General features: G+C 67.0%; 20 protein-coding genes. 8 read left to right on the top strand and 12 right to left on the bottom strand.

The annotated features are described in order from the left end of the window. Positions 1–17: 17 nt before the first annotated feature. Both JOF56_RS13240 and JOF56_RS13235 read left to right on the top strand, forming a co-directional pair. The gene (locus tag JOF56_RS13240) at positions 18–1,292 is read left to right on the top strand and encodes an MFS transporter (protein WP_209648223.1); all 1,275 of its coding nucleotides are present in this window, start codon (positions 18–20) and stop codon (positions 1,290–1,292) included. Next, positions 1,258–3,057, top strand: coding sequence for a helix-turn-helix domain-containing protein (locus tag JOF56_RS13235; protein WP_209637638.1), 1,800 nt, complete (start codon positions 1,258–1,260; stop codon positions 3,055–3,057). Before JOF56_RS13240 ends, JOF56_RS13235 begins: the two co-directional genes overlap by 35 nt. Here the strand turns inward: JOF56_RS13235 and JOF56_RS13230 are convergent. Then, positions 3,047–3,424: a DUF3224 domain-containing protein gene (locus JOF56_RS13230; RefSeq protein WP_209637636.1), complete on the bottom strand. Its 378-nt coding sequence runs from the start codon at positions 3,422–3,424 to the stop codon at positions 3,047–3,049. The two genes, JOF56_RS13235 and JOF56_RS13230, sit on opposite strands and share 11 nt — an antisense overlap. A gap of 127 nt (positions 3,425–3,551) precedes the next feature. Here JOF56_RS13230 and JOF56_RS13225 point away from each other — a divergent pair, with 127 nt between their 5' ends. Together JOF56_RS13225 and JOF56_RS13220 are read left to right on the top strand one after the other, a co-directional pair. After that, on the top strand, positions 3,552–4,262 hold the full coding sequence (locus tag JOF56_RS13225; protein ID WP_209637634.1) for a phytanoyl-CoA dioxygenase family protein: 711 nt from the start codon (positions 3,552–3,554) through the stop codon (positions 4,260–4,262). A gap of 28 nt (positions 4,263–4,290) precedes the next feature. Further along, the gene (locus JOF56_RS13220) at positions 4,291–4,848 is read left to right on the top strand and encodes a sugar O-acetyltransferase (RefSeq protein WP_209637632.1); all 558 of its coding nucleotides are present in this window, start codon (positions 4,291–4,293) and stop codon (positions 4,846–4,848) included. A gap of 15 nt (positions 4,849–4,863) precedes the next feature. On the opposite strand, the gene JOF56_RS13215 is transcribed toward JOF56_RS13220, so the two are convergent. The 4 genes from JOF56_RS13215 to JOF56_RS13200 all read right to left on the bottom strand — a co-directional run bounded on the left by JOF56_RS13215 (position 4,864) and on the right by JOF56_RS13200 (position 9,652). Next, positions 4,864–7,155 carry an FtsX-like permease family protein gene (locus JOF56_RS13215; RefSeq protein ID WP_209637630.1) on the bottom strand — a complete coding sequence of 764 codons (2,292 nt, stop codon included), beginning with the start codon at positions 7,153–7,155 and terminating at the stop codon, positions 4,864–4,866. Continuing rightward, a complete protein-coding gene (locus tag JOF56_RS13210; RefSeq protein WP_209637628.1) occupies positions 7,152–7,844 on the bottom strand; it encodes an ABC transporter ATP-binding protein in 693 nt (230 codons plus the stop codon). Before JOF56_RS13210 ends, JOF56_RS13215 begins: the two co-directional genes overlap by 4 nt. Further along, the gene (locus JOF56_RS13205) at positions 7,841–8,365 is read right to left on the bottom strand and encodes a PadR family transcriptional regulator (protein WP_209637626.1); all 525 of its coding nucleotides are present in this window, start codon (positions 8,363–8,365) and stop codon (positions 7,841–7,843) included. The genes JOF56_RS13210 and JOF56_RS13205 overlap by 4 nt, the downstream gene beginning before the upstream one ends. Positions 8,366–8,443: 78 nt before the next feature. Then, positions 8,444–9,652 carry a DUF445 domain-containing protein gene (locus tag JOF56_RS13200; protein ID WP_209648222.1) on the bottom strand — a complete coding sequence of 403 codons (1,209 nt, stop codon included), beginning with the start codon at positions 9,650–9,652 and terminating at the stop codon, positions 8,444–8,446. 98 nt (positions 9,653–9,750) lie between these two features. On the opposite strand from JOF56_RS13200, the gene JOF56_RS13195 reads away from it, so the two are divergent. Then, positions 9,751–10,935 (top strand): pyridoxal phosphate-dependent aminotransferase, encoded by a 1,185-nt coding sequence (locus JOF56_RS13195; RefSeq protein WP_209637624.1) that lies wholly within the window; start codon positions 9,751–9,753, stop codon positions 10,933–10,935. Here the strand turns inward: JOF56_RS13195 and JOF56_RS60075 are convergent. The 3 genes from JOF56_RS60075 to JOF56_RS13180 all read right to left on the bottom strand — a co-directional run bounded on the left by JOF56_RS60075 (position 10,913) and on the right by JOF56_RS13180 (position 15,830). Continuing rightward, on the bottom strand, positions 10,913–13,036 hold the full coding sequence (locus JOF56_RS60075; protein ID WP_209637622.1) for a CHAT domain-containing protein: 2,124 nt from the start codon (positions 13,034–13,036) through the stop codon (positions 10,913–10,915). The genes JOF56_RS13195 and JOF56_RS60075 overlap by 23 nt on opposite strands. Then, a complete protein-coding gene (locus JOF56_RS13185; RefSeq protein WP_245378250.1) occupies positions 13,033–13,884 on the bottom strand; it encodes an RNA polymerase sigma factor in 852 nt (283 codons plus the stop codon). Before JOF56_RS13185 ends, JOF56_RS60075 begins: the two co-directional genes overlap by 4 nt. Before the next feature lie 797 nt (positions 13,885–14,681). Then, the gene (locus JOF56_RS13180) at positions 14,682–15,830 is read right to left on the bottom strand and encodes a S8 family peptidase (RefSeq protein WP_307855080.1); all 1,149 of its coding nucleotides are present in this window, start codon (positions 15,828–15,830) and stop codon (positions 14,682–14,684) included. Between the two features lie 205 nt (positions 15,831–16,035). Here JOF56_RS13180 and JOF56_RS13175 point away from each other — a divergent pair, with 205 nt between their 5' ends. Then, positions 16,036–17,046, top strand: a complete 1,011-nt coding sequence (locus tag JOF56_RS13175) for a hypothetical protein (RefSeq protein WP_209637618.1) — start codon at positions 16,036–16,038, stop codon at positions 17,044–17,046. Positions 17,047–17,554: 508 nt separating this feature from the next. Here JOF56_RS13175 and JOF56_RS13170 read toward each other — a convergent pair. From JOF56_RS13170 to JOF56_RS13160, 3 genes are read right to left on the bottom strand one after another with little or no spacing between them, the layout of a single operon-like run. Next, positions 17,555–17,803: a DUF3703 domain-containing protein gene (locus JOF56_RS13170; RefSeq protein ID WP_209637616.1), complete on the bottom strand. Its 249-nt coding sequence runs from the start codon at positions 17,801–17,803 to the stop codon at positions 17,555–17,557. Next, a complete protein-coding gene (locus tag JOF56_RS13165) occupies positions 17,787–18,338 on the bottom strand; it encodes a Clp protease N-terminal domain-containing protein (RefSeq protein ID WP_209637615.1) in 552 nt (183 codons plus the stop codon). Before JOF56_RS13165 ends, JOF56_RS13170 begins: the two co-directional genes overlap by 17 nt. Next, positions 18,338–18,547, bottom strand: coding sequence for an Lrp/AsnC family transcriptional regulator (locus JOF56_RS13160; RefSeq protein ID WP_209637613.1), 210 nt, complete (start codon positions 18,545–18,547; stop codon positions 18,338–18,340). Before JOF56_RS13160 ends, JOF56_RS13165 begins: the two co-directional genes overlap by 1 nt. Before the next feature lie 141 nt (positions 18,548–18,688). On the opposite strand from JOF56_RS13160, the gene JOF56_RS13155 reads away from it, so the two are divergent. Further along, complete coding sequence (locus tag JOF56_RS13155; RefSeq protein ID WP_209637611.1) at positions 18,689–19,618, top strand: hypothetical protein; 930 nt, start codon at positions 18,689–18,691, stop codon at positions 19,616–19,618. On the opposite strand, the gene JOF56_RS13150 is transcribed toward JOF56_RS13155, so the two are convergent. Further along, positions 19,608–20,546 (bottom strand): chitinase, encoded by a 939-nt coding sequence (locus JOF56_RS13150; protein ID WP_372447868.1) that lies wholly within the window; start codon positions 20,544–20,546, stop codon positions 19,608–19,610. The genes JOF56_RS13155 and JOF56_RS13150 overlap by 11 nt on opposite strands. 189 nt (positions 20,547–20,735) lie before the next feature. On the opposite strand from JOF56_RS13150, the gene JOF56_RS13145 reads away from it, so the two are divergent. Next, positions 20,736–21,413, top strand: coding sequence for a polysaccharide deacetylase family protein (locus JOF56_RS13145; RefSeq protein ID WP_209637609.1), 678 nt, complete (start codon positions 20,736–20,738; stop codon positions 21,411–21,413). The last annotated feature ends 3 nt before the right edge of the window (positions 21,414–21,416 follow it).

Raw genomic sequence — 21,416 nt, 5'->3', positions numbered from 1 at the left:
AGATCATCGGTGCCAGCATGGTGGGCACCACGGTCGAGTGGTACGACTTCTTCCTCTACACCTCGGCCGCGACCCTGGTGTTCAACAAGGTGTTCTTCCCGACCTCCGACCCGTTGAACGGCACGCTGCTGTCGTTGGGCACATACGCGCTGGGGTTCGTGGCCAGGCCGCTCGGCGGGCTGGTGTTCGGCCACTACGGCGACAAGATCGGCCGCAAGCGGCTGCTGGTGCTCAGTCTGTTGCTGATGGGTGTCTCGACGTTCCTGATCGGCCTGCTGCCCGGGTACGCCACGATCGGCCTGGCCGCGCCGATTCTGCTGACTGTGCTGCGACTGGTGCAGGGCTTCGCGATCGGCGGCGAGTGGGGCGGGGCCGTGCTCATCGTGTCGGAGCACGGATCGGCTGAGCGACGAGGTTTCTGGTCATCCTGGCCACAGGCCGGGGTACCCGCGGGGAACCTGCTGGCCACGGCGGTGCTCGCGGTTCTCGCCGCGGTCCAGACCGACGAGCAGTTCCTGGCTTGGGGCTGGCGGATCGCGTTCCTGCTGTCCGCGGTGCTGGTGCTGATCGGGCTGTGGATCCGGCTCGCGGTCGCCGAGTCGCCGATCTTCCTTGAGGCACAGGCAAAGGCCGGTGGCGCGCCGGAGAAGGCGCCGATCGTGCAGGTGTTCCGGCGCAGCTGGCGCGAGGTGCTGATCGCGATGGGCGCCCGGATCGCGGAGAACGGCTCGTACTACGTGATCACCGGGTTCCTGCTGGTGTACCTGACTCTGCAGTTGCAGATACCCAGGTCGGTCGGGCTGAACGCGGTGCTCATCGGTTCGGTCGTCCATCTGATCTCGATTCCGTTGTGGGGCGCGCTTTCCGACCGGGTCGGACGCCGTGGGGTGTACCTGTTCGGCACAGTGGGCATGGGTGTCTGGGCGTTCCTCTTCTTCGGAATGCTGGACACCAAGTCGTTCTGGATGATCACGTTGGCTGTCTCGCTCGGCCTGTTGCTGCACGGCGCGATGTATGGCCCGCAGGCGGCGTTCTTCGCCGAACTGTTCGACACCAGGGTTCGGTACTCGGGTGCATCCGTCGGCTACCAACTCGCGTCGCTCGGCGCAGGTGCCGTGGCGCCGTTGATCGCGACCGCGCTGCTCCAGGACACCGGCGAGTCGTGGCCGATCTCGGTGTACGTGGCCGCGATGTGTGTCGTCACAGTGGTCGCGATCGTCCTTGCCCGCGAGACACGAGGCGTCCACCTGGGACAGGATGACCGGCGTGAAAGCGTTTCGGGAGCTGCTTGAGCTGCTGGCCGAGGGAGCGGATGGCGAACGGCTCACCAAGCTGGCCGCCAGCCGCGCTCTCGGCATGTCGCCCGACGAGGCCGCGGAGTGGGAGGCGGCGACCGATGCGGCGTTGCGGGTCCGGCACACGCTCGTCGAGCACCAGCGTCGTGAGGCTGAGCTGTCGGCGCTGGTGGACACGGCCAACGACCTGGCCCGGCTGCGTGACCCGGACGCTGTGCTGCGGCAGATCGTGCACCGGGTGCGGATGTTGCTCGGCGTCGACGTGTCGTACCTGAGCCTGAACGACGACGTCGGCGGGCAGACGTACATGCGGGTCACCGAAGGCTCTGTGTCCGCGCTGTTCCAGCAGCTGTCGCTGGGTATCGGGGAAGGCCTCGGCGGACTGGTCGCCCAGACTGCCCTGCCGTACGCCACACCGGACTACTTCGCCGACAGCCGGTTCAAGCACACGACCGTCATCGACACAGCCGTCCGTGAGGAAGGCCTGGTGTCGATCATCGGGGTGCCGTTGACCCTGGGCAGGCGCGTGATCGGCGTGCTGTACGCGGCGGATCGCGCTTTCCGGTCCTACTCGCCTGACGAAGTCGCTCTGCTGTCGTCGCTCGCCGACCACGCGTCGATCTCGATCGACAACGCGCAACTGCTGGCCGAGACAAGGCGCGCCAACGAATCGATCCGCCGGGCCGAGGAAGTGCACGACCGGTTGACCGACCTGGTGTTGCGCGGCGCCGACGCACCTGCCGTCGCAGCCGCGGTCGCGCAGGTCCTTGATGGCGGGATCGTGTTGCACGACGCCACCGGTGTCCAACTGGCCTGTGTCGGCAAGTCTGTTCTGCCACCCGCGCATGTCGTTGCCCGCGCGCAGTCGAGCGGACGAGCTGTGTCCAATGGGGACACCTGGGTCTGCGCCGCGCTCGCGGGACCGGAACTTCTCGGCAGTCTGGTGCTGACCGGACGGCCTTCACTGACCGACGCCGACCGCCTGCTGTTCGAACGAGCCAGCCTGGTGACAGCGTTGTTGCTGCTGTTGCGCCGATCTGTGGCGCACGTCGAAGAGCAGGTTCGCGGTGAGCTCCTGACGGACCTGCTGACCACGCCCGACCGGAATCCCGGTTCCTTGATCGCCCGTGGCCGTCGGCTGGGCGTGAATCTGGCTGCGCCGCACAGTGTTCTGATCGCCCACGCGGACGGGGTGTCGCGTGGGCGACTCGCGGCCTCGGCGGCAGGACACGCCGCGCTGGTCGGTGTGCACGCGGAGCAAGTCGTGCTGCTGACGGTCGACGGCGATCCCGACAAGGTGGCGCGGGCGTTGACCAACGCCACCGGGTGCCCGGTCACCGTCGGCGCGGCCGGCCCGGCGACCGGCCCGGTCGAACTGGCCGCCGCCCACGCCGAGGCCGGCCGATGCCTGCGTGCGCTCAGAGCCCTCGGCCAGGACGGGACGGGCGCTTGCATGGCCGGGCTGGGCTTTGTCGGTGTCCTGCTCGGCGACCGGGCCGACGTGGACGGCTTCCTGCGCAGCACACTCGGGCCGGTGCTCGACTACGACGAGCGACGCGGCACCGAGTTGATCAGGACGCTGCGGACGTACTTCGAGTGCGGATCCAGCCTGACAGCTGCCAAAGACGTGCTGCACGTGCACGTGAACACCGTGACGCAACGCCTCGACCGGATCGCGTCACTGCTCGGCGAGGACTGGAACACGCCCGAGCGCGCCCTGGAACTGCAACTTGCCTTGCGGGTACTGACAATCAGCTCGTGAAGGTGTAGTCCGTCGACATGGTGCCCATCTTCATCTCATAGGCACCGGAACCTCCGGCACCGGCCAGTTCGCCCGTCCCGGTACCCGGCACGACCGTGAAGGTCCCGGTCACGCCTTCGGCGTCGAAAGTGTTGGTGGTGTGGAAGATGACCGTGCCCTCGCGGCCGTTGATCCGCCCGGTGAACAGCTCCGCGCCGGTCGCGGTGCCCGAGCCGTCCGCGGTGTAGATCAGCAGGGCGGCGGACTTTCCCTCACCTTCGACGACGCCGGTGTAGGCGAAGGTCATCTTCGCGTCGCCGATCTTTGCGTTGTCAGTGGCCTCGGCATAGGCCAGCTCGTCCCACTTGGTGCATTCGAACTTGTTCATATCCCCAGCCTGCCCGCCATACCTGACAGGAAATGTCAGGTAGCGGAGAGTTTCCCCAATCTCGTCAAGAGGCCTGATCAGGTGACATGTCTGGCGAGTCGCGCGACCAGCAGCCAGCCTGGGAGGCATGCGGGAGGTTCTGGACGAGCTGGGGGTCTCACCCGAGGCGCTCGTCCCCCAACAGCGGGCCGACCTGGACGAGCTGGGCTACTGCCGGCTCGACGGGTTCGTCGGCGAGGCGCTGGCCGGACAGCTGATCGCGGAGATCACCAGGCTGCTGGAAGGCAGCCGCCAGGGCGGAACGCTGCATCTGAAAGGCCTGCTGGACCAGGGCAGCCTGTTCGACTCACTGTGGCTGCGGCCAGCCCTGCTCGCCGCGGTCACCCACCTGCTCGGCCCGGACTTCCAGATCCGGGAGATGCACTACCGGGCCGGCCGGCCGGGCCACGGTGGCCAAGCACTGCACATGGACGCTACCGACCGAGCCGGCCCTGGCCAGTGGCGTGTGTGCACAGCGATCGTCGCGCTCACCGCGTTCACCCTCACGAACGGCGCAACCCGGGTTGTCCCGGGCTCACACCTGGACCACGCGTTCAGGCCGCCCGTCGGCCACGGCAGGCATCCTGACGAAGTGCTGCTCACCGGCCCGGCCGGCACCTGCTGGCTGTTCAACAGCCATCTGTGGCATTCCGGCACACCGAACGCCTCCGCAGAACCCAGGCACGCCGTGCTGACCGCCTTCCACCGCAGGCACAGCGGCCCAACACTCGGCTCGGAAACGTTGCCCTCACACGAAACCGTGGTCAGGCTCGGAAACGCGGCATACCTGCTGATGTGACCTGATCATTTGCTGCAGTATGGGCTGGGTGACTGATCAGAAAGAGCGGATGCTCAGCGGGCAGTTGTACAAGGACAACGATCCTGTGCTGGTGGCCGAACGGCGACACTGCCAGGCCCTGCTGGACACCTTCAACGCGACCAGGTCAGGCGAGGACGAGCAACGCCGGAAGATCCTGACCGAGCTGCTGGGCGGGCTCGGCGAGGGCTCGTGGATCATGCCGCGGTTCCAGTGTGACTACGGCTATCTGATCCGGCTCGGGGACAACAGCTTCCTCAACTACGACGCGATCCTGATGGACTGCGCCCCGATCACGATCGGCAACGACGTCTCGATCGGGCCGCGTGCCCAGCTACTGACCGCGCTGCACCCGATGGAGGACCACGAAGCCCGCCGTCAGCGCTGGGAGACCGCCGCACCCATCACCATCGGCGACAACGTGTGGATGGGCGGCGGCGTCATCGTGTGCCCAGGTGTGACCATCGGCGAGAACACCGTGGTCGGCGCGGGCAGCGTAGTCACCCGCGACCTCCCGCCGCGTGTGTTCGCGGCGGGCAATCCCTGTCGAGTCATCAAAGAACTGTGACGGCCCCTGAGGGCGTCATTCGGTTCGGAGTGCGGTCAGCCGGGTGGCGCTGCGTAAGGCCGGCAGTGTCAACGCGGTGACCAACAGGATCAGTACGCCCGCGGTGACCGACATCAGACCGACGGTTGTCCAGTCCGTGGCGAAATCCGAGCCGGTCAGCCGGGACACCAGTGCGGCAACGCCGAGCCCGGATGCCACTGCGATCGCAATGGCGATGACCATCGGGATTGCGTTCTGCCACAACAGGGATCGGACAAGCGTGCCTAACGGAACGCCGGTCGCCGACAGTGCGGCGATGGATCGGCGGCGTTCCCGCGTCTGTTCGACGGCGACGACGAGCAGGCTCATGGCCGCCAGCAGCAACGTGAAGACCGAACCGATGAGCAGTCCTTTGCGGATCTCCAGGAACATCCGTACATCGGCGTTGTCGCCATCGCTGGGACCGCTGGAGATGACATTGGCGTCAAACGGGTCGATGGCATTGCGGACATGCTCGATCGCGTCGCTGGAGCCGGCACTGATCATGCCCGTCAGACCCGCCGACAACCCTGGTGTGGCTCGCAACGCTCCCGGGGTGAGCAGGACGAGGCCACTCACGATGAACTGCCCGCCGGGCCGGAGTGCGACCTCGGGAAGCTGCGCCGGCAATTCGATCTGGCCGACGACGGGCCGTGGCGTTCTGCTGCCGGGTGCCCTGGGCTCGACGGCGTTGACCGTACTGCCCGACGTCGGCCCTGGTGAACCCATGTATGTCGATGGCAGCGTGAATCCGTCGCCGTCCTGGCAGTGATCCACCTGGATGATGCGCGTCAGCGTCGCGCAGTCGGCGATGGTGATCACGCTGTACCTACCGCGATCCTCGATGGTGAGAGTCGAGACGAGGTAGTCGACGGACATATTCGGCAAAGTGCGCAGCGCGGTCTGTGCAGGGCCTGCGCTCGTGCCGTCCACCTCGACCACGAGCTTGTCACCGTCGTCGAGGCGTTGGGTGACCTGGCTCGACTGCGCGGTCAGCACAAACTGCAACGCGACGGCGCCTGCGAGCACCACTGCGAGGCTGCCGACCACACGGGCAGGTGTACCCGAATCGAGCTGCAACCGCCGGACGGCCAGCTGAAGAGCCGGCTTGCCGCCACCGGCGAACCTGGCGCTCAGCCGCTCAAGCAGCCACGGCAACAGGACCGGCACGCTGAGCAGCATCAGAGTCGCGCCGACGATGGTCAGCACGGTGGCGCTCGCGCTACCTGTCCGGACCATGCCGGCGAAGAACAACATCAGCACGCCGGCCCCGATCAGAGCAAGCCGCCACACCAGCCGGCGCCGGATCGGTGCGGCCTCCCGGACAAGGCTCAACGGCTCGATGATGGTGCGGCGCAACGCGAACTGTGTTGTCAGCACCGCGAGCAGCGGCACGACCACGACAATGAGCAGCAACAGCGGCCAGGACGGGGTCAGATCGGATGGGAAGAAATTCTCCCCGCCGATCTCGATGTCGGCGGCGAACGATCGCACCAGCAAGAACACACCGCCGCCGAACAGCAGTCCGAACAGCGCGCTCACCAGCGACTCGGCCGCCGCGATCCGCCGCGTCTGGCGGGCGTCCGAGCCGACCAGCCGCAACGCGGCCAGCCGCTGATCTCGTTCCGCACCCGCGATCCGGGCACTGCTCGCGATGAAGATGAATACCGGGAGCAGCAGTACGACCACACCGAGCACCAAGATGATCAGCAACTCCGCCCGCAGCCTGCCGCCGGAGGCGCTCCCGCCGAAGTCGTACACCTTCAGGGAGTCCGCGAACGGGCCGACCGGTCCGGCGATCGCGGACAGGTCGTTCGGCCGGATGACCCCCGCTTCGCCGATCGTGCCGGCGATCCGCTCCGGGAACCTGGGCCGCAGCAACTCGCCTTCCGGCGACGCCAGCAGCTTTGCCAACGCGGGCGACACATAGCTTTCCCCAGGCCCAGGCAACCGGTCGATGCCTGGCGGTATCGGCGCGGCAGGGCCGCCCGCGCGCACATACGTCCGGTTCACGGTGTCACCGCGAAAGTTCGTGTCGGCAAGCCGCAAATACAACGGGTCCGCGCCCGGCATCGGCCTGTCCCTCAAGAAGGTCTGCGCGTCCACACGTGCTTCCCGCGCCTCCAGCGCGGGCCTCACCGAGGCGGCGAACAAGAGCACCACGACCGCGAGGCCGACACCGATTGTGCCCAGTACCAGCCGGACCAGACCGGTCCTGGAGATCCGGCCGCCCCCGACGGCCAGCCGGAGCCCCAAGGCCAAATCGTTGATCCACCGCGACGGGGTCATGCCCCACCTGCCGGAACGCTCTCGACCTGACGGGACTTGCCGTCCCGGATCATCACCTCACGGTCGGAGTACGCGGCAACGCGCGGCTCGTGTGTGACGAGCAGGATCGCGGCGCCGGTTTGTTTCACCGCGTCGACAAGAGCAGTCATGACGCGCTCACCGCTGAGGGAGTCCAGTGCCCCGGTCGGCTCATCGGCGAACACCACCCGTGGCTGCGTGACCAAGGCACGCGCCACAGCGGCACGCTGACCTTGGCCGCCGGAGATCTCGCCGGGACGCTTGCCCGCGACATCGCCCACCTCCAGGCGGTCCAGCCATTGCGCGGCCTGGCGCTCGGCTTCGGCCCGTTTGGTGCCGCCGAGCCGCAACGGCAGAGCCACGTTCTCCAGACAGGTCAGCTCATGGACAAGCTGACCGAACTGGAAGACGAATCCGAATTCGCTGCGGCGCAACGCGCTGCGCTGCCCGTCGGACATCGCGGAGACATCACGACCGTCGTAGCGCACGGTTCCGCCGTCAGGCCGGATGATTCCGGCGAGACAGTGCAGCAAGGTCGACTTGCCCGACCCGGACGGCCCCATGACCGCGACCACCTCACCGGCCGACAACTCCAGACCGGCGCCGCTGAGCGCGACGGTCGGGCCGAACGACTTCCTCAGGTCGTCGCCGGTCAGCAACGGTGCGCTCATCGCCCGACCTGCCTTCGCAGATCGTCGAGCCGGGCCGCCGTGAGCTCCAGCCAGCGCAGGTCCGCCTCAAGGTGGAACAGCGCGTGGTCGCAGATCAACTGATCCGCCAGATCGCCACCGGTCTTGCGCTTGGTCAGCTCACGCATTGCCCGCAGGTGCGCGGATCGCTGATGGTCAAGTACATCCGTCGCGTCACGACCGGACAGCAGCGCGAGGACGACCTTCGTGAACAGTGTGTTCTGCAGGTAGAGCGCGGGATCCTCCGGCGTGGTCAGCCATGCCTCCAGATTGGACACACCGGCGTCGGTGATCGCATAGCGCTTGCGCTCCGGCCCGTCGCCGGGCTCAACACCGCCCTCCTCGACCAGGCCGTTCTTCAGCAACCGGGACAGCGTCGAGTACACCTGCCCGTAGTGCAACGGACGGTCCTGCCCGAAGCGCTCGTCGTACGCGCGCTTGAGGTCGTACCCATGTCTGGGCCCCGTCTCCAGCAGGCCAAGCAGTGTGTTCCCGATCGACATGCCACCACTATACACACAAGGTATACATCGTGTGTATACCTCCAAAAACAACCCTCTGAGCTGCACAAACAGTGTTCCTCAGGTGAACAGGTGCGCGATGGTGTAGATCGCCAGGCCGGCCAGGGCGCCGACCACGGTGCCGTTGATCCGGATGAACTGCAGATCGCGGCCGACCTGGAGTTCGATCTTGCGCGAGGTCTCCTTGGCGTCCCAGCGGTCGATCGTGTCGGTGATCAGGGTGGTGATCTCGTCGCGGTAGTTGACCACGATGTACGCGGCCGCGCCGGAGACCCAGCCGTCCACCTTCTCGCGCAGCGCGTCCTCGCCGCTCAGCCGCTTGCCCAGCGAGACCAGGCCTTCGCGCACACGCTTGCGCAGCTCCGACGACGGGTCCTCGGCCGCGTCCAGCAGCAGGCGTTTGACGTTCGTCCAGGCCGAGCCGATCACGTTCTGCACCTCGCGGTGCTCCAGGACCTGGTGCTTGACCCGTTCGGCCTTCTCCATCATCTCCGGGTCGTGCTGCATGTCCTCGGCGAAGCCGATCAGGAACCGGTCGATGGCCTGGCGCATCGGGTGTTCCGGTTCGGTCTTCAGCGCCCAGGCGAACGACATCACCTCGCCGTAGAGCCGGTCGGCGACGATCGAGTCGACGAACTTCGGCGACCAGGACGGCGCCCGCTCGGAGACGATCCCGACGAACTTGTCGTGGTTCTCCTTGACCCAGTCGTACGCGCGGTCGCAGAGCAGGTCCACGAGCTGGCGGTGGGTCCCGTCGGCCAGGACCCGTTCCATCAGCTTGCCGATCGGCGGGCCCCAGGGGACCGCGACGATCCGCTTGGTCACGGCCTGTTCGACGACTGCCTGGACGTCCTCGTCGCGCAACACGGTGACCAGGCCACGGACCACGGTCGCGAGTTCGGACGTGACCCGCTCGGCGTTGTCGTGCTGGGCGAGCCATTCGCCGAGCCGCCTGGACACGTCGACGCTGGCGAGTTTGTCCCGGACGACCTGCTCGGACAGGAAGTTCACCCCGACGAACTCGCCGAGGCTGTCACCGAGCACGTCCTTGCGGTTGGGGATGATCGCGGTGTGCGGGATCCGGATGCCCAGCGGATAGCGGAACAGCGCGGTCACCGCGAACCAGTCGGCCAGCGCACCGACCATGCCGGCCTCGGCCGCGGCCCGCACGTAGCCGACCCACGACGGCCCGCCGTTGGCCTCCCACGCCCAGGCCAGCGCGAAGATGATCGTCGCGCCGATCAGGAAACCCAGCGCGACCAGCTTCATCTTGCGCAGCGCACGCTGCTTCTGTTCGGTGCCGGGCACGGCGCCCAATGAGCTGCCCAGTTGCTCCACGGGTCCATTGTCCGTGAGGATGACTCATCGTGCGTCGTACTGCCTTGACTCCCCGGCTCCAGCCGTTCACCTCGACGATCTTCGCGGAGATGACCGCGCTGGCCACCAGAACCAACGCCGTCAACCTCGGCCAGGGCTTCCCGGACACGGACGGACCTGCGTCGATGCTCGCCGAAGCGCAGCGGGCGATCGCCTCGGGGATCAACCAGTACCCGCCGGGACCGGGCCGTCCGGAGCTGCGCCAGGCCATCGCCCGCCACCGGACCCGTTATGCAACCGAGTTCGATCCGGACACCGAGGTCCTGGTGACGGTCGGTGCGACCGAGGCGATCGCGTCGGCACTGCTGGGGCTGGCCGGGCCGGGCGACGAGGTCCTGCTGATCGAGCCGTACTACGACTCCTACGCCGCGTGTGTCGCCTTGTCCGGCGCCACCCGGCGCGTGGTGGCGTTGCGCGAGGACCCGGAGACCGGCCGGTTCGCACCGGACATCGACGCGATCCGTGCCGCGATCGGGCCGAACACCCGGTTGCTGCTGCTCAACACCCCGCACAACCCGACCGGAACCGTGTTCACCCACGCTGAACTGACCGAGATCGCGGCGATCTGCGTGGAACACGACCTGATCGCGGTGACCGACGAGGTCTATGAGGACCTGGTGTTCGACGACCGGAAACACGTGCCGCTGGGGTCACTGCCGGGCATGGCCGAGCGGACGCTGACGATCTCCAGCGCGGGCAAGATGTTCAACTGCACCGGCTGGAAGATCGGCTGGATGTGCGGCCCGGCCGAGCTGGTCGCGGCGGCCAGGGCAGCCAAGCAGTTCCTCACCTTTGTCGGCGGCGCACCGTTCCAGCCCGCCGTCGCGCACGCCCTCAACCACGAAGCAGCCTGGGTGACCGGGTTGCGTGAGCAGCTGCAGTCCAAGCGGGACCGTCTGGTGGCCGGCCTGACCGAGGCCGGATTCGGCGTACGGCCAAGCGAAGGCACTTATTTCGTGTGCGCGGACGTGCGGCCGCTGGGTTTCAGCGACGGTTTCCAGCTGTGCCGCGAACTTCCGGAGCGCATCGGCGTGGCCGCCGTCCCCGTGCAGGTCTTCACCGACAGCCCCGAACAGTGGCAGCACATCGTCCGGTTCGCCTTCTGCAAGAAGGACGAAGTCCTCGACGAAGCAGTCGCCCGCCTGCACAAACTCACCCCGCGCCAAGACAGCTGAACCCCAGATGGCCATGCCGTACCTGCGCCTCGGCCAGTGCCGCCGCAGGTGATTCGCCCTGGCCAAGGCGCCGATGCAGGGTGGCCATGAGGTCGACGGCGCGTTCGTCCGGGACTGGGATCGAGCTCGCGATCAGGGCTTGCCCACCCCGGTCGAACAGTGCAGTCGCGAAGAGTTCGGCTTTGGCGACCTCACACGCCGACAGCACAAGCAATCTGGGCGCGCGGTTGAGCCGAGCGAGGTCGTAGCCGTACAACGGGCCGTCGGTCAACCGTAGACACGAGAACATCGGCGCGTCGGCGCGGAACTTGCCGTGCGCGGCAATGTGCACGATGTCCGCGCCTTCGACAGCCGCCAGCACAGTGGCCACTTTCGACTCAACGACCGCGTATCCCAGACCCGCGACCTCACGTTCCGCGTGCCGCAGGCCTGGACCCGCCACCGCGACCCTTCCCTGTCCGTTCCTGGAACGCACGGCACGAAGCCAAGTCGCGGCAGACGGGACGACCGACACAGGCCTACCCACGCACGAGGGCAACGCGGCCCAGACCAAACCGGACATTCCCTCGGCGGGCACAATCACCAGCTCCCGATCGCCGATCCCCAACGGTCTGAGGATTCGGTTGTCGGCCGCGTTCGCCGGCCGCGGTTCCCACGAGAACCCAGGAGTCCCGACAGAACCCAGGCGGTGCACCCGAACTCGGGATCGGGTCAACGTGCACGCGATGGTTTCGCCGTTGTGGACCGTGAAACTGATGAGCATCCTGTCGCCCAAGGCTTCTCTGAGCTCGTCGATGGCGTCGGCATGCGCGGAGGTCGACGGCAGCCGCCGCATCCGTGCTTCCAACTCCGCCACACGAGCGGTGTCACCTTGAGCTTCGGCGTCTCGCAATGCCACCAAGTCGCCCACGTTCACCTGCGGCAGGACAGTGATTCTTTGCCGTTCCATCCAGGAGAACACTGTGCTCGGCCTCTTCGCATGGGCTATCGCCACGCCTGAGAACTCCGCTGCGAGCTCACGCGCGCCAACCCCCATGGCGCCTGCGTACTCCGTCACCACGCGCATTCCCGCACGGCAGGCCGCAAACCGCGCCTGCCCCTCACTCCGCATCGCACGCGCGAGCCAGCCGATCGCCCGCAGCCGCGCCGTGCTCGCCGTCCGCTCCCCTTCAAGCTTCACAAGCAACTGCGGCGCCACTTTCGCTGCGGCAAGCAAAAGTTCGGCTGCTTCGATCCTTCTGCCCCAACGAAAACACCGATCCGCGACCCGCCGGGCCGCGGCGGCATCCGGCAGCTGGGTCCGCAGCGCCAACGCGTCCGCCACGGCCACCCACGCCGGGCGCCGCTGCATCCGGAAGAGCTCGTGCGCCCGCTTCGCCGCACAGGCAGCCAAATCAATGTCACCTGAATACAGAGCGCAATATCCAGCATTCAGAACAGCTTCCGCCAACCGGCTTCCCCGCCCGGCCAGCAACGACTCCGCCTGCTCGAGCAACGCACTCGCATCCCTGGTCATCCCGGCCGCGAGCAACGCCGAGGCATGATCGATCAACGCCTCCGCCCGTCCGAACCGTAACCCCTTGCCGGCGTGCTCGAACAACTCCAGCGCACGAGGCAGATCGCCCTTCTGCAGCGCTACAAAACCACGGTTGTGAACACACGCCGCAACCCGCTCGTGCTCCCCAAGCTCACCCAGAATCCGCGCCGCGACCGCGAAATCCCGGTCCGCCGCAGTCAGCCGGAACAGATAACCGCGCGCAATGCCCCTGCCCACCAACGCGTTCGCCAGCCACTTCCGGTCACCAAGCAGGTTCCGCAACGCCCCGGAAAGTTCTGTGACAGCGTGTTCATAGTCGCCGATCGCACACAATCTCAGGCCGTTCAAACACTTCACCCGCGCGGCCGACGCGCCATTCGCGCCGGCCTTGGCCAGCTCACGGGCGCAGGCCCGGAAATTGCCGCGATCCAGCTCGATCCACGCGATGGTCAGCAGGATCGGTCCGGCCTCCTGCGGCGACTGAACCAACGCCGCTCGCGCCTGACGCAACCCCTGCGCGAAGTCACCGCGTTCCACCGACGCGAGCGCCTCCGCGTGGCTCACCGGACGAACCAGTCCGTCACAACCCCGTCGACAACCAGCCGAACCGGCCCCGGCGGAACTTTGCGTGCGGTGAACAGGCCGTACTCGTCGACATCCACCGAAACCATGCCATCCGGCCACCAAACCTGAACGTCGGTCACCGGCGTGACCAGCCCATGCAGAGCCGCGCCAATCTCCACTTGGACCGTGCAGTCGCCATGCCCGAACTTCAGAGAGTGCGCGGCACTGCGCGTGACCGGCTCCGGGAAGGCCGCGAACCGGGCACGCGGCTGCTGCGGGACCGCGATCACCTCGGGCATCGGGTCGACCTGGTCGAAGACCCGCCGGTCCAGCTTGAGTTTCAGCGCCTTCAGGCAGCGGCCCTTCATCGAGCCGACACTGCTCTCACCGATTCCCGCGGCATCGGCGAGCTGGGCATAGGTGTAGTCCGGCGCGTAGGCGAACACCCTCAGCAGGCGTTGACATCGGTCCGGCAAAGCCTGAAAAGCAGCCCAGAGCTGCCGATCCCGCTCATCGGTGAGAACCACCTGTTCCGGTTGAGGCGCGAAGGCCGCGGGCAACCACCGCACCGGCAGCGGCCTGCGCAACTCGATAACCCGCAGACATTCCCGTTTCGCCGCCGTCGCCAGCCAAGCCGAAATTTTCTCAGAATCCCGGATCCCGTGGACATGCTCGGCAAGATTGAGCCACGTCGTCTGAAAAACATCGGCCGCATCAGCCTCATTCAACCTGTGCGCCCTGGCCACCGCCCAAATCCGAGGCCCATGAACCCGCACCAGCTCTCGCCACGCCCCCTCATCCCCACTCCGGACCAATCCCAGAACATCCCCACCACGTTCAATCGACATACCCCTCAGATGGACGAACCTCCCACCCCGCTCCCAATCCCACCCACCCGAGTGAACCCCCACCAAAAAGTAACCCGCAGTGCCCACCTACCGCCCCCTTCCCTCCCTGCCTGGGCCTTTGCTCCGCCATCGGCGGCTGAGCGCCCTGCCTTGGTTTTGCTTCTATGTCCAGGGCTGGGCCCTATCTGGATTTTTGCTTTGACATTGCTGGCTGGGACGGCTCGATTTGACACGGGAACCCCTGAGGCGGCCACGTCAGGACTAAAGGGCAGGCCCAAGGATCAAGGTGGGGTTCTCGGCCAGAGCCATGAGGGGCCTGCCGCGCCGACAAGCTTAAGGCCGCCTCCACCCCGTATAAAATCGAGCCTTTCAGGCCTTCGGCCGACGCCCCAGCCTGGCTGGGCCCCGGGAATTGAACGACCCAAGCTGCAACTCAAACGATTGAAGCCTGTGAGCCTACGAAAACAAAACCTTAAGGTTGTGAGGCGCTCCGCGCCTCATGCCTGAAAGGAGGGCGCGCAGCGCCCGATGCTAGTCAAACGAAAAATGACCGGCGCTGGTTCGGTAGGAGCACACACCGTGGGGGGCTTGGGGGGCTCGGCCCCCCAATGTCCTAAGGACGCCTCTGGAAAGGCGAGCGAAGCGAGCCGACCAGAGGGGGCTAAGGACGTCCCCGCTCGACCCGGCTGGGGGTCCCGGGGAGCGGGGACGTTTGGCTCGCCGAGGGGGAGGGGGCGAGCATCCATAGAGTAGCGCTTCGACGACTGTACGTGCCAGGGGTCGTTGCCAAATTGCGTTCACAATGTTGGCTGACCGAGTGAATGTCTGTCGAGGGCTTCGGCGGGGGTGTGGCCTGTGTGGATGAGTTTGGCGAGGTCGGCGGCTATTTGCGGGGCCGCGAAGGAGGTGCCGCTCCACTTGGCCGCGCCGTATTCGCGGGCTTCGGTGCCGGGGGCTACGCCTTCGGGGGCTGGGGTGCGGCGGACGAAGCTGCTGACTATGTCGACGCCTGGGGCTGTGGCGTTGACCCAGGGGCCTCGGTTGGAGAATGTGGCGATTGTGCCGGTCTGGTCGGTTGCGGCCACGGCTGTGACTTCGGGGAGGGCCGCGGGCCAGAAGGGGCGGCTGCTGCCGCCGTTGCCCGCCGCTGCCACGGTGACTGTTTCGGTGAACTGGGCGAACTCTTGCCGGAGTATCGGGGGGCATTGGTTGTCGGCTGTGTAGCAGCCGGATGTGAGCAGGATGATGTCGGTTTTGCCGGTGGTGCGAATGGTGCGCAGGGCCGCCGCGACGGTTGTGTCGTCGGTGATTCCCATGGATGAGAGGACTCGGTGGTGCCGGAGGGTGACGCCGGGTGCGTTGCGGATCAGGACGCCTGCGACAAATGTTCCGTGGCCCGCTTGCCAGTCGGTGTTGCCGTCCGCGTCGTGGTCGAGCACTTCTGGGTGCTGTCCCCATTCTGTGAACCACTTCCGGCCGGCGAACCATGGGTGTGGGTCGAGGCCGGTGTCGAGTACCGCGACGGTGACTGACGGGTCCCAGGTTTGTGGTGTCGGCGGTCTTGGGGCGGGCACGTCCGGTTGCGGCCCGCCTATCCATACCGGGGTGCCGAGCATGATCGGGCCGCCTATGTGCACATGATTGGGGGCCGCCGGCCATCGGCTTGCCACGTCCGCGGCGACTTCGACTGGGCGGTCACGCAATTCCGAGCGCAACGTGATGCGTCCACTTGGGTCAATGTGGTCGATCCAGCGGCGCAATTGTTCGCAGACCGGTTGGACCGCGCCCGGTTCGACGACGAGTTGCCCGGCTCGCACGAGGCATTCGCGCGGCCCGTCTGGATCGTGCAAGTGCAGGTCGGGGATTCGCGACCGCCATCTGTCGACCCACTCGCTGAGCCGCATCGCGTGTTGAGTGTCCACGAAGGACACACTGTCGGCAGTCACCGGGACTCGCCCAGTCGCACTAGAAGGATCACCCAGTTCGGTGAATACGACGGACCGTGATCATCGCCGAATGGACATACGGGGGACGGACAAGGCAATCCGCCTTTCTTGGCGGCGCTTACGAAGCTAGGGTGCAATCTGCGAAGCCGGTGCGCGAGTGGATGGCGTCGCGAGAACTTGTTCCAGTGAAACGGTGGTGGTCTTGGTGACCGGCTCGGGTCTGGCGCGCGGCGCCGGCACGATGCTGCGTCGCCTTGTCGTGCGCGTGGCACTCCTCATCGGTTTCACGGCAGGCGCCTGGTTGGTCAGTGCGCTGTTCGCCGGCACCGCGTCCGCGGATGTCCGGTTGCCGCTCGATGTGCCGGGTCTCAACCTGAACATCGGCGGCAGCTCGCAGCAGCCGCCCGCGGCCACGAACTCGAAGCCCACCAAGGACAAGAACACCAAGAACACCAAGAGCGCCCGGTCCGGTGACAACAACGGGGGGCTCGGGGGTCTGATCGGTGGACTTGTCGGCGGAGTGACCAGCACCGTGACGAACACAGTCACGACCGTCACCACAACGGTGACCAAGACCGTCACGACAGTTACGACGACGGTGACCACGACGCTCGGCACCGTGACCAAGACCGTGAGCACGGTGACCAAGACCGTCACCAAGGTCGTCGACGATGTCGCCAAGCTTCCCGAGCAGATCCTGACACCGCCGCCCAGCACCAACGACAACAAGAACGACAAGTCAGTGCTGCAGCCGGTGACCGACTTGCTCAACCTGGGCCAGAACAACGGCGCCCAGACCGACACGCAGCGCACCGAGACTCCGCCGTCCGTACAAGCGCCCGCAGTGACGCCTGTGACTGCGCCGCCAGCCGTTCAGGCCCCGACCGCCACGGACCGACCGCGCGTGACTACTGAGCCGCGTCAGGCCGAGACCACGGCTGTCCCGGCGCGGACCACGGGCTGGACCTCGGAGAAGGCCGCTCCCACGGACAACTGGCCCGGCCCGCTGCCGAGCCCCACGGCTCCGGGCGCCCCGGCTGCGCCCTGCCCCACGTTCTCCTCTGGCAGCAATGGCGGATCGGACGCGCGGGGCATGCTCGCCGTCCTGCCGCTGCAGACCCAGCTGGCCCCGCCGCAGGCGGGCCGGCTGCATGACCAGCAGTTTGCCGCCGAACTCGGCCGCACTGCCGGTCTGCCGGCAACTCCTCCTGATTGATCGCACATTTTCGCGGCATAGATCTGCCCTGAGTGCGTCTCACGGGCATGACCATGTCCGCTGCACGGCGACCTGACCCCGGGGCTTGACAGCCACGTGAGGATTCGACCTCCCCAGAGCCACCCGACCTGCCAACCGCGCCTGCGCAGGTCGGGACCTGGCCCCGGCGCCGCGATGCCCCCGCGGCGCCGGGGCTCACCCCAACTGGCTGCGACACCTTGGCCGGCACAACGAGGGGCTGTGCCGACCACCACGCAGGAGTAGCGGCCAGTGTGTTCGCCCGGGTGTGATGGAACCCGGGCGAACACGAAGCAGTGCGCCGGATGGCCTTTACGCAACGACCATTAGGTCGTAGCGGTTACGCCATCCGGCGCACTGTTTTTACAGCGTCCAGGGGTGCGTTGACTAGCCCCGATCGGATTTCGCTATCTCAGCAGCAGCCGTAGCAGTAGCAGCCGGATGATCTCCGGCTGCTTGCGCGGCTTGCGGGCCGGTCGCTCCGCCGGCATCACGCACCGACCGGCGTACGGTCGCGTTCGAGCACGAATGCCCAGGTCAGCAGGAACAACTGGGTGCCGATCCGACCGGGGCTACGGCCCGCCCAGGCCGCCCGCAGGCAGGCTCGGTGCGCGGCGAGGTGCTGACGCCGAACGTCGTGACCGAGGCCGTGCGCCTTGCCGAAATGGGCGTAAGCCGTCAACCATTCGCCGCATAACAGGGCGTCGCGGCCTAGGGACATCTCATCGTCGTACGTCACGGTTGCTCCCGATCAGTGAGGTCACGCCGTCATACGTGATGCCGCGGGAGACAAGCGCGTCCGCCGCGATGGACTTGCGGGCCAGCAGCGCGAGCAGCAGGTGCTCGGCACCGATCTGCTTGTGCTTGCGCCGGATGGCCTCGCGCAGGCACTGCTCCAGGGTCTTTCGCGCGTCCACGGTGAACGGGATGTGCCCGCCGAGGCGCCGACGGCGTCCAGGCATGACCATCGCCTGCTCGCCGAGTGACTCCTCCACGTTGCGAATGATGCTGTCGACGTCGACGCCCAGCGTGCTGAGTGCCGCGGCTTCCTCGTCGGTGAGTCCGCCCCGCCGCCGGGCGCGGCCGAACTCCTCGGCCAGTTCGCCGGCCGTCAGCTCGTGCCCGGCCAGCAGCCGGTCTGTCATCTCGTCCTGGACGGTCAACAGCGCGACGAGCAGGTCCGGACTGTCGATCTCACTGGCACCGGCGTCGATCGCCGCCCGCTGCGCGGCCACGATGACCTGGCGGGCCGAGCCGGAGAATCGCTCGAACATCATCCCCTCCCGTACTTCTTGTGCACGGCCTGTCTGCTCACGCCGAGTTCGGTCGCGATGTCCTGCCATGACCACCCGTTGGCCCGTGCGTTGCGCACTTGGACCGCTTCGAGCCACTCGAGCAGCTTGCGCAGTGCCGCGACCGCATGCAGCCCCACCTTGGGGTCTTTGTCGCCGGCAGCGGATGCCAGCTTGGTCGCCTCGCTCATGGTGTCAATCTAGGTTGACACAGGCGGACTGTCAACCATGGTTGACATGGGCAGGTCAGAACGGGTTCCGAGTTCTGTTTGTGACCTAGCAAGCACGGATATTGCCGAGTGTGATCGGTGTGAGTTCAATAGGCTGGCTTTGTGGGATCTCTGCTATGGCTAGCGTTCACCCTGGCTCTCGCCGGGGCGTTGCTGAACGGCCTGGGGGCGTTGTGGCAGAACACCGCGGTCCGTGACAAGCAGAACGGCAAGCTGGTCGCGATCGGCGCGTTACTGGAACTGCTGAGCAACCGCAAATGGCTGATGGGCCAGCTGGCAGTCGTCATCGGCAGCGCACTGCACTTCGGCGCGCTCGCGTTCGCGCCGGTCACGGTCATCCAGCCGATCGGCGTGCTCGGCATCGCGGTCACCGCGGTCGCGTCCGCCCGGTACGACCGGACCGGGCTGTCGCTCGGCACCTGGTTTGCGCTGGCGGCCATCGTGCTGGGCGTCGGCGGCTTCACATCCCTGGCCGCGTCCAACGCCCAGGTCACGAGCGTGTCCGACGAGACCGCGGTACTGATCGCGTTGATCGTCGGGCTGTTGCTGATGGTGCTCGGCCTGATCGGCAGCATCGGGCACGGACTCGTTCGCTGCCTGGCCTTCGCCGCCGGCGGCGGGGTCGTGTTCGGGTTCTCGTCGGTGGTCGTCCGGCTGGCCGCACTGAGCGTCGAGCACGGCAACCGGGCGGACTTCCCGACCGGGTCGCTGATCGGCGCGATCCTCTCGATCCCGGTCGCGGTCTGGTTCATCCAGCAGGCGCACGCCAGCGGGCCGCCGGACCTGGTCGTGGCCGCGCTGACCCTGTCCGACCCGCTGGTCGCGATCGGTATCGGCTACGTGGCGCTCGGCGAGGGCGCGAAGACGTCCACGGTGGCGACGCTGGGCGAAGTCGTGTGCTTCCTGCTGGCTGCGGTGGGCATCGTGCTGTTGCCCAGGACCCGCGCCAAGAGCAAAAAAGATGCCCCCAATGCCACATTGGGGGCATCTGACGCTACCAACGCCACATTGGGGGCAAAGTTCAACCGGTGAAGGCAGCGTTGGCGCGGGTGAACTCCCACTGACCCTGGCTGATGCCCGCACAGTTGTTGCAGTCGCGGTTGAGTGCCCAGAAGGACACCCGGGCCAGGTGCACGGAGTTCGCCCAGCTGACGATGGAGCGGAAGTTCGCCGGAGAGACGACTTCACCGGCGTTGTCGGTCTTGCCGTTCATCGACGACAGGCCGGACTTGCGGAACGCCGCGTCGTCCGACAGGCCGAAGACCGACTTGAGCCGGTTCTTCAGGCCGGTGACCGCGCTCTTGGTCTTGCCGACCATGTCGCCGCCGGAGCTGAAGTCGAACGGCATCACAGTCCACACGTCGACCGCCACGCCGAGGTCCTTCGAGCGCTGAATCAGCCGGTTGCCCCAGGTCTCCGGGCCACTCACCTCGGTCGGGATGGTGATCACGATCTTCACCGACGGCCGCTGCTGCCGCACGATCTTCAAGGCACCCAGGATCTTGTCCTGCACGCCGGCGTTCTGGAACTCGTCGGTGTTCTCGATGTCCAGGTCGATCGCGGTGAACTTGCCCGCGTCGATCACCTTGACGTACGCGTTGGCGAGGTTCGTGGCGTTGGAGCAGGTCTTGCCGAGCTTGTTGCCCGACCAGCCGCCGATGGACGGGATCGCGTCGCCGCCGGCCGACCGGATCTGGTTCACGCGGGTGATGTCGGCGCCGGTGAGCGACCGGTCGCCGTCCCACGCCGGGTTGCAGGTCCCGTTGGACAGGATGAAGGCGAGGGTGAACGACTTGATGCCGGTCGACGACATCACGGACGTCGGGTTGGGCGGGCTGCTCCACTGGTAGAGGTAGGGCGCAGCGAGAATCGGATTCACCGCGGCATGGGCCACCGGCGCCAGGCCGATCGCCATCGCGGCTGTAATGGCCGCGGGGAGAATCCGCCGCATGATCTTCATGGGTCCTCCAGCAAGCAGGGGGTGCGGAAGCCCACCTCCGACTCGCAGGCGGCGGTGTCGGACCGGAGGCGGCTGACTACCGTCAGCACGTCTGAATGTGGACTAGACCAATAGACACTGTCAAGAGGTAATACCCGGCCCCCGGCGCCGATACCCGAGTGGACACCCCGCCGCGAGAAGGGCCGCCGGATGCCAGCCAAGGTCATCAACCTCACCGTGCACGGCATCGGCAAGCCGCCGCGTGAACTGGATCCCGGTGAGGACGGCACGTGGGTGACCACCGAGCAGTTCGAACAGGTGCTGGACGCCGCGATGGGCCGCGAGGACGTCCGGATCACGTTCGACGACGGCAACTCCTCGGACGTCGAGATCGCCTTGCCCCGCTTGCTGGAACGCGGTCTCACCGCCGAGTTCTTCGTCCTGGCCGGGCTGCTCGGCCAACCGGGCAGGCTGGACAAGTCCGACGTGCTGGAGCTGCGGGACGCCGGGATGCGGATCGGATCGCATGGCTGGTCACACCGCGACTGGCGGAAAATCGGCTTCGAGGAGGCGGTCGAGGAGATGGTGACCGCGCCCCGGCTGCTCGCGGAGGTGACCGGTAAGCCCGTCTCCCGGGTCGCGGTGCCCTTCGGTTCGTACGATCGGGTGGTGTTGAACCGGCTTCGGCACGCGGGCGCCGGTTTGGTCTATACGAGTGACGGCGGTGCGGCCGCGCCGGATTCCTGGCTGCAGGCCAGAACCAGCCTGCGGCACGACATCGATCCATCGTGGACAACCGATGTGCTGGCCGGACAGCCCGGGATGCGCCGCGCGGCCCGCAGGCTGGCCGCCGGGCTGATGAAACGCAGTCGTGGCGCGGCACGATGAGGG

This window comes from Kibdelosporangium banguiense, assembly GCF_017876405.1.
In the GTDB taxonomy this organism is placed as follows: domain Bacteria; phylum Actinomycetota; class Actinomycetes; order Mycobacteriales; family Pseudonocardiaceae; genus Kibdelosporangium; species Kibdelosporangium banguiense.
Note: the sequence above shows the minus strand (reverse complement) of the source record. Positions and strands in the feature narration are given on the sequence as shown.

Coding starts and splice junctions, on each gene's coding strand:
- JOF56_RS13240 (WP_209648223.1), top strand. CDS start 18: ATGGTGGGCACCACGGTCGAGTGGTACGACTTCTTCCTCTACACCTCG.
- JOF56_RS13235 (WP_209637638.1), top strand. CDS start 1,258: ATGACCGGCGTGAAAGCGTTTCGGGAGCTGCTTGAGCTGCTGGCCGAG.
- JOF56_RS13230 (WP_209637636.1), bottom strand. CDS start 3,424: ATGAACAAGTTCGAATGCACCAAGTGGGACGAGCTGGCCTATGCCGAG.
- JOF56_RS13225 (WP_209637634.1), top strand. CDS start 3,552: ATGCGGGAGGTTCTGGACGAGCTGGGGGTCTCACCCGAGGCGCTCGTC.
- JOF56_RS13215 (WP_209637630.1), bottom strand. CDS start 7,155: ATGACCCCGTCGCGGTGGATCAACGATTTGGCCTTGGGGCTCCGGCTG.
- JOF56_RS13210 (WP_209637628.1), bottom strand. CDS start 7,844: ATGAGCGCACCGTTGCTGACCGGCGACGACCTGAGGAAGTCGTTCGGC.
- JOF56_RS13205 (WP_209637626.1), bottom strand. CDS start 8,365: ATGTCGATCGGGAACACACTGCTTGGCCTGCTGGAGACGGGGCCCAGA.
- JOF56_RS13200 (WP_209648222.1), bottom strand. CDS start 9,652: ATGAAGCTGGTCGCGCTGGGTTTCCTGATCGGCGCGACGATCATCTTC.
- JOF56_RS13185 (WP_245378250.1), bottom strand. CDS start 13,884: ATGTCGATTGAACGTGGTGGGGATGTTCTGGGATTGGTCCGGAGTGGG.
- JOF56_RS13165 (WP_209637615.1), bottom strand. CDS start 18,338: ATGTTCGAGCGATTCTCCGGCTCGGCCCGCCAGGTCATCGTGGCCGCG.
- JOF56_RS13160 (WP_209637613.1), bottom strand. CDS start 18,547: ATGAGCGAGGCGACCAAGCTGGCATCCGCTGCCGGCGACAAAGACCCC.
- JOF56_RS13150 (WP_372447868.1), bottom strand. CDS start 20,546: ATGAAGATCATGCGGCGGATTCTCCCCGCGGCCATTACAGCCGCGATG.
- JOF56_RS13145 (WP_209637609.1), top strand. CDS start 20,736: ATGCCAGCCAAGGTCATCAACCTCACCGTGCACGGCATCGGCAAGCCG.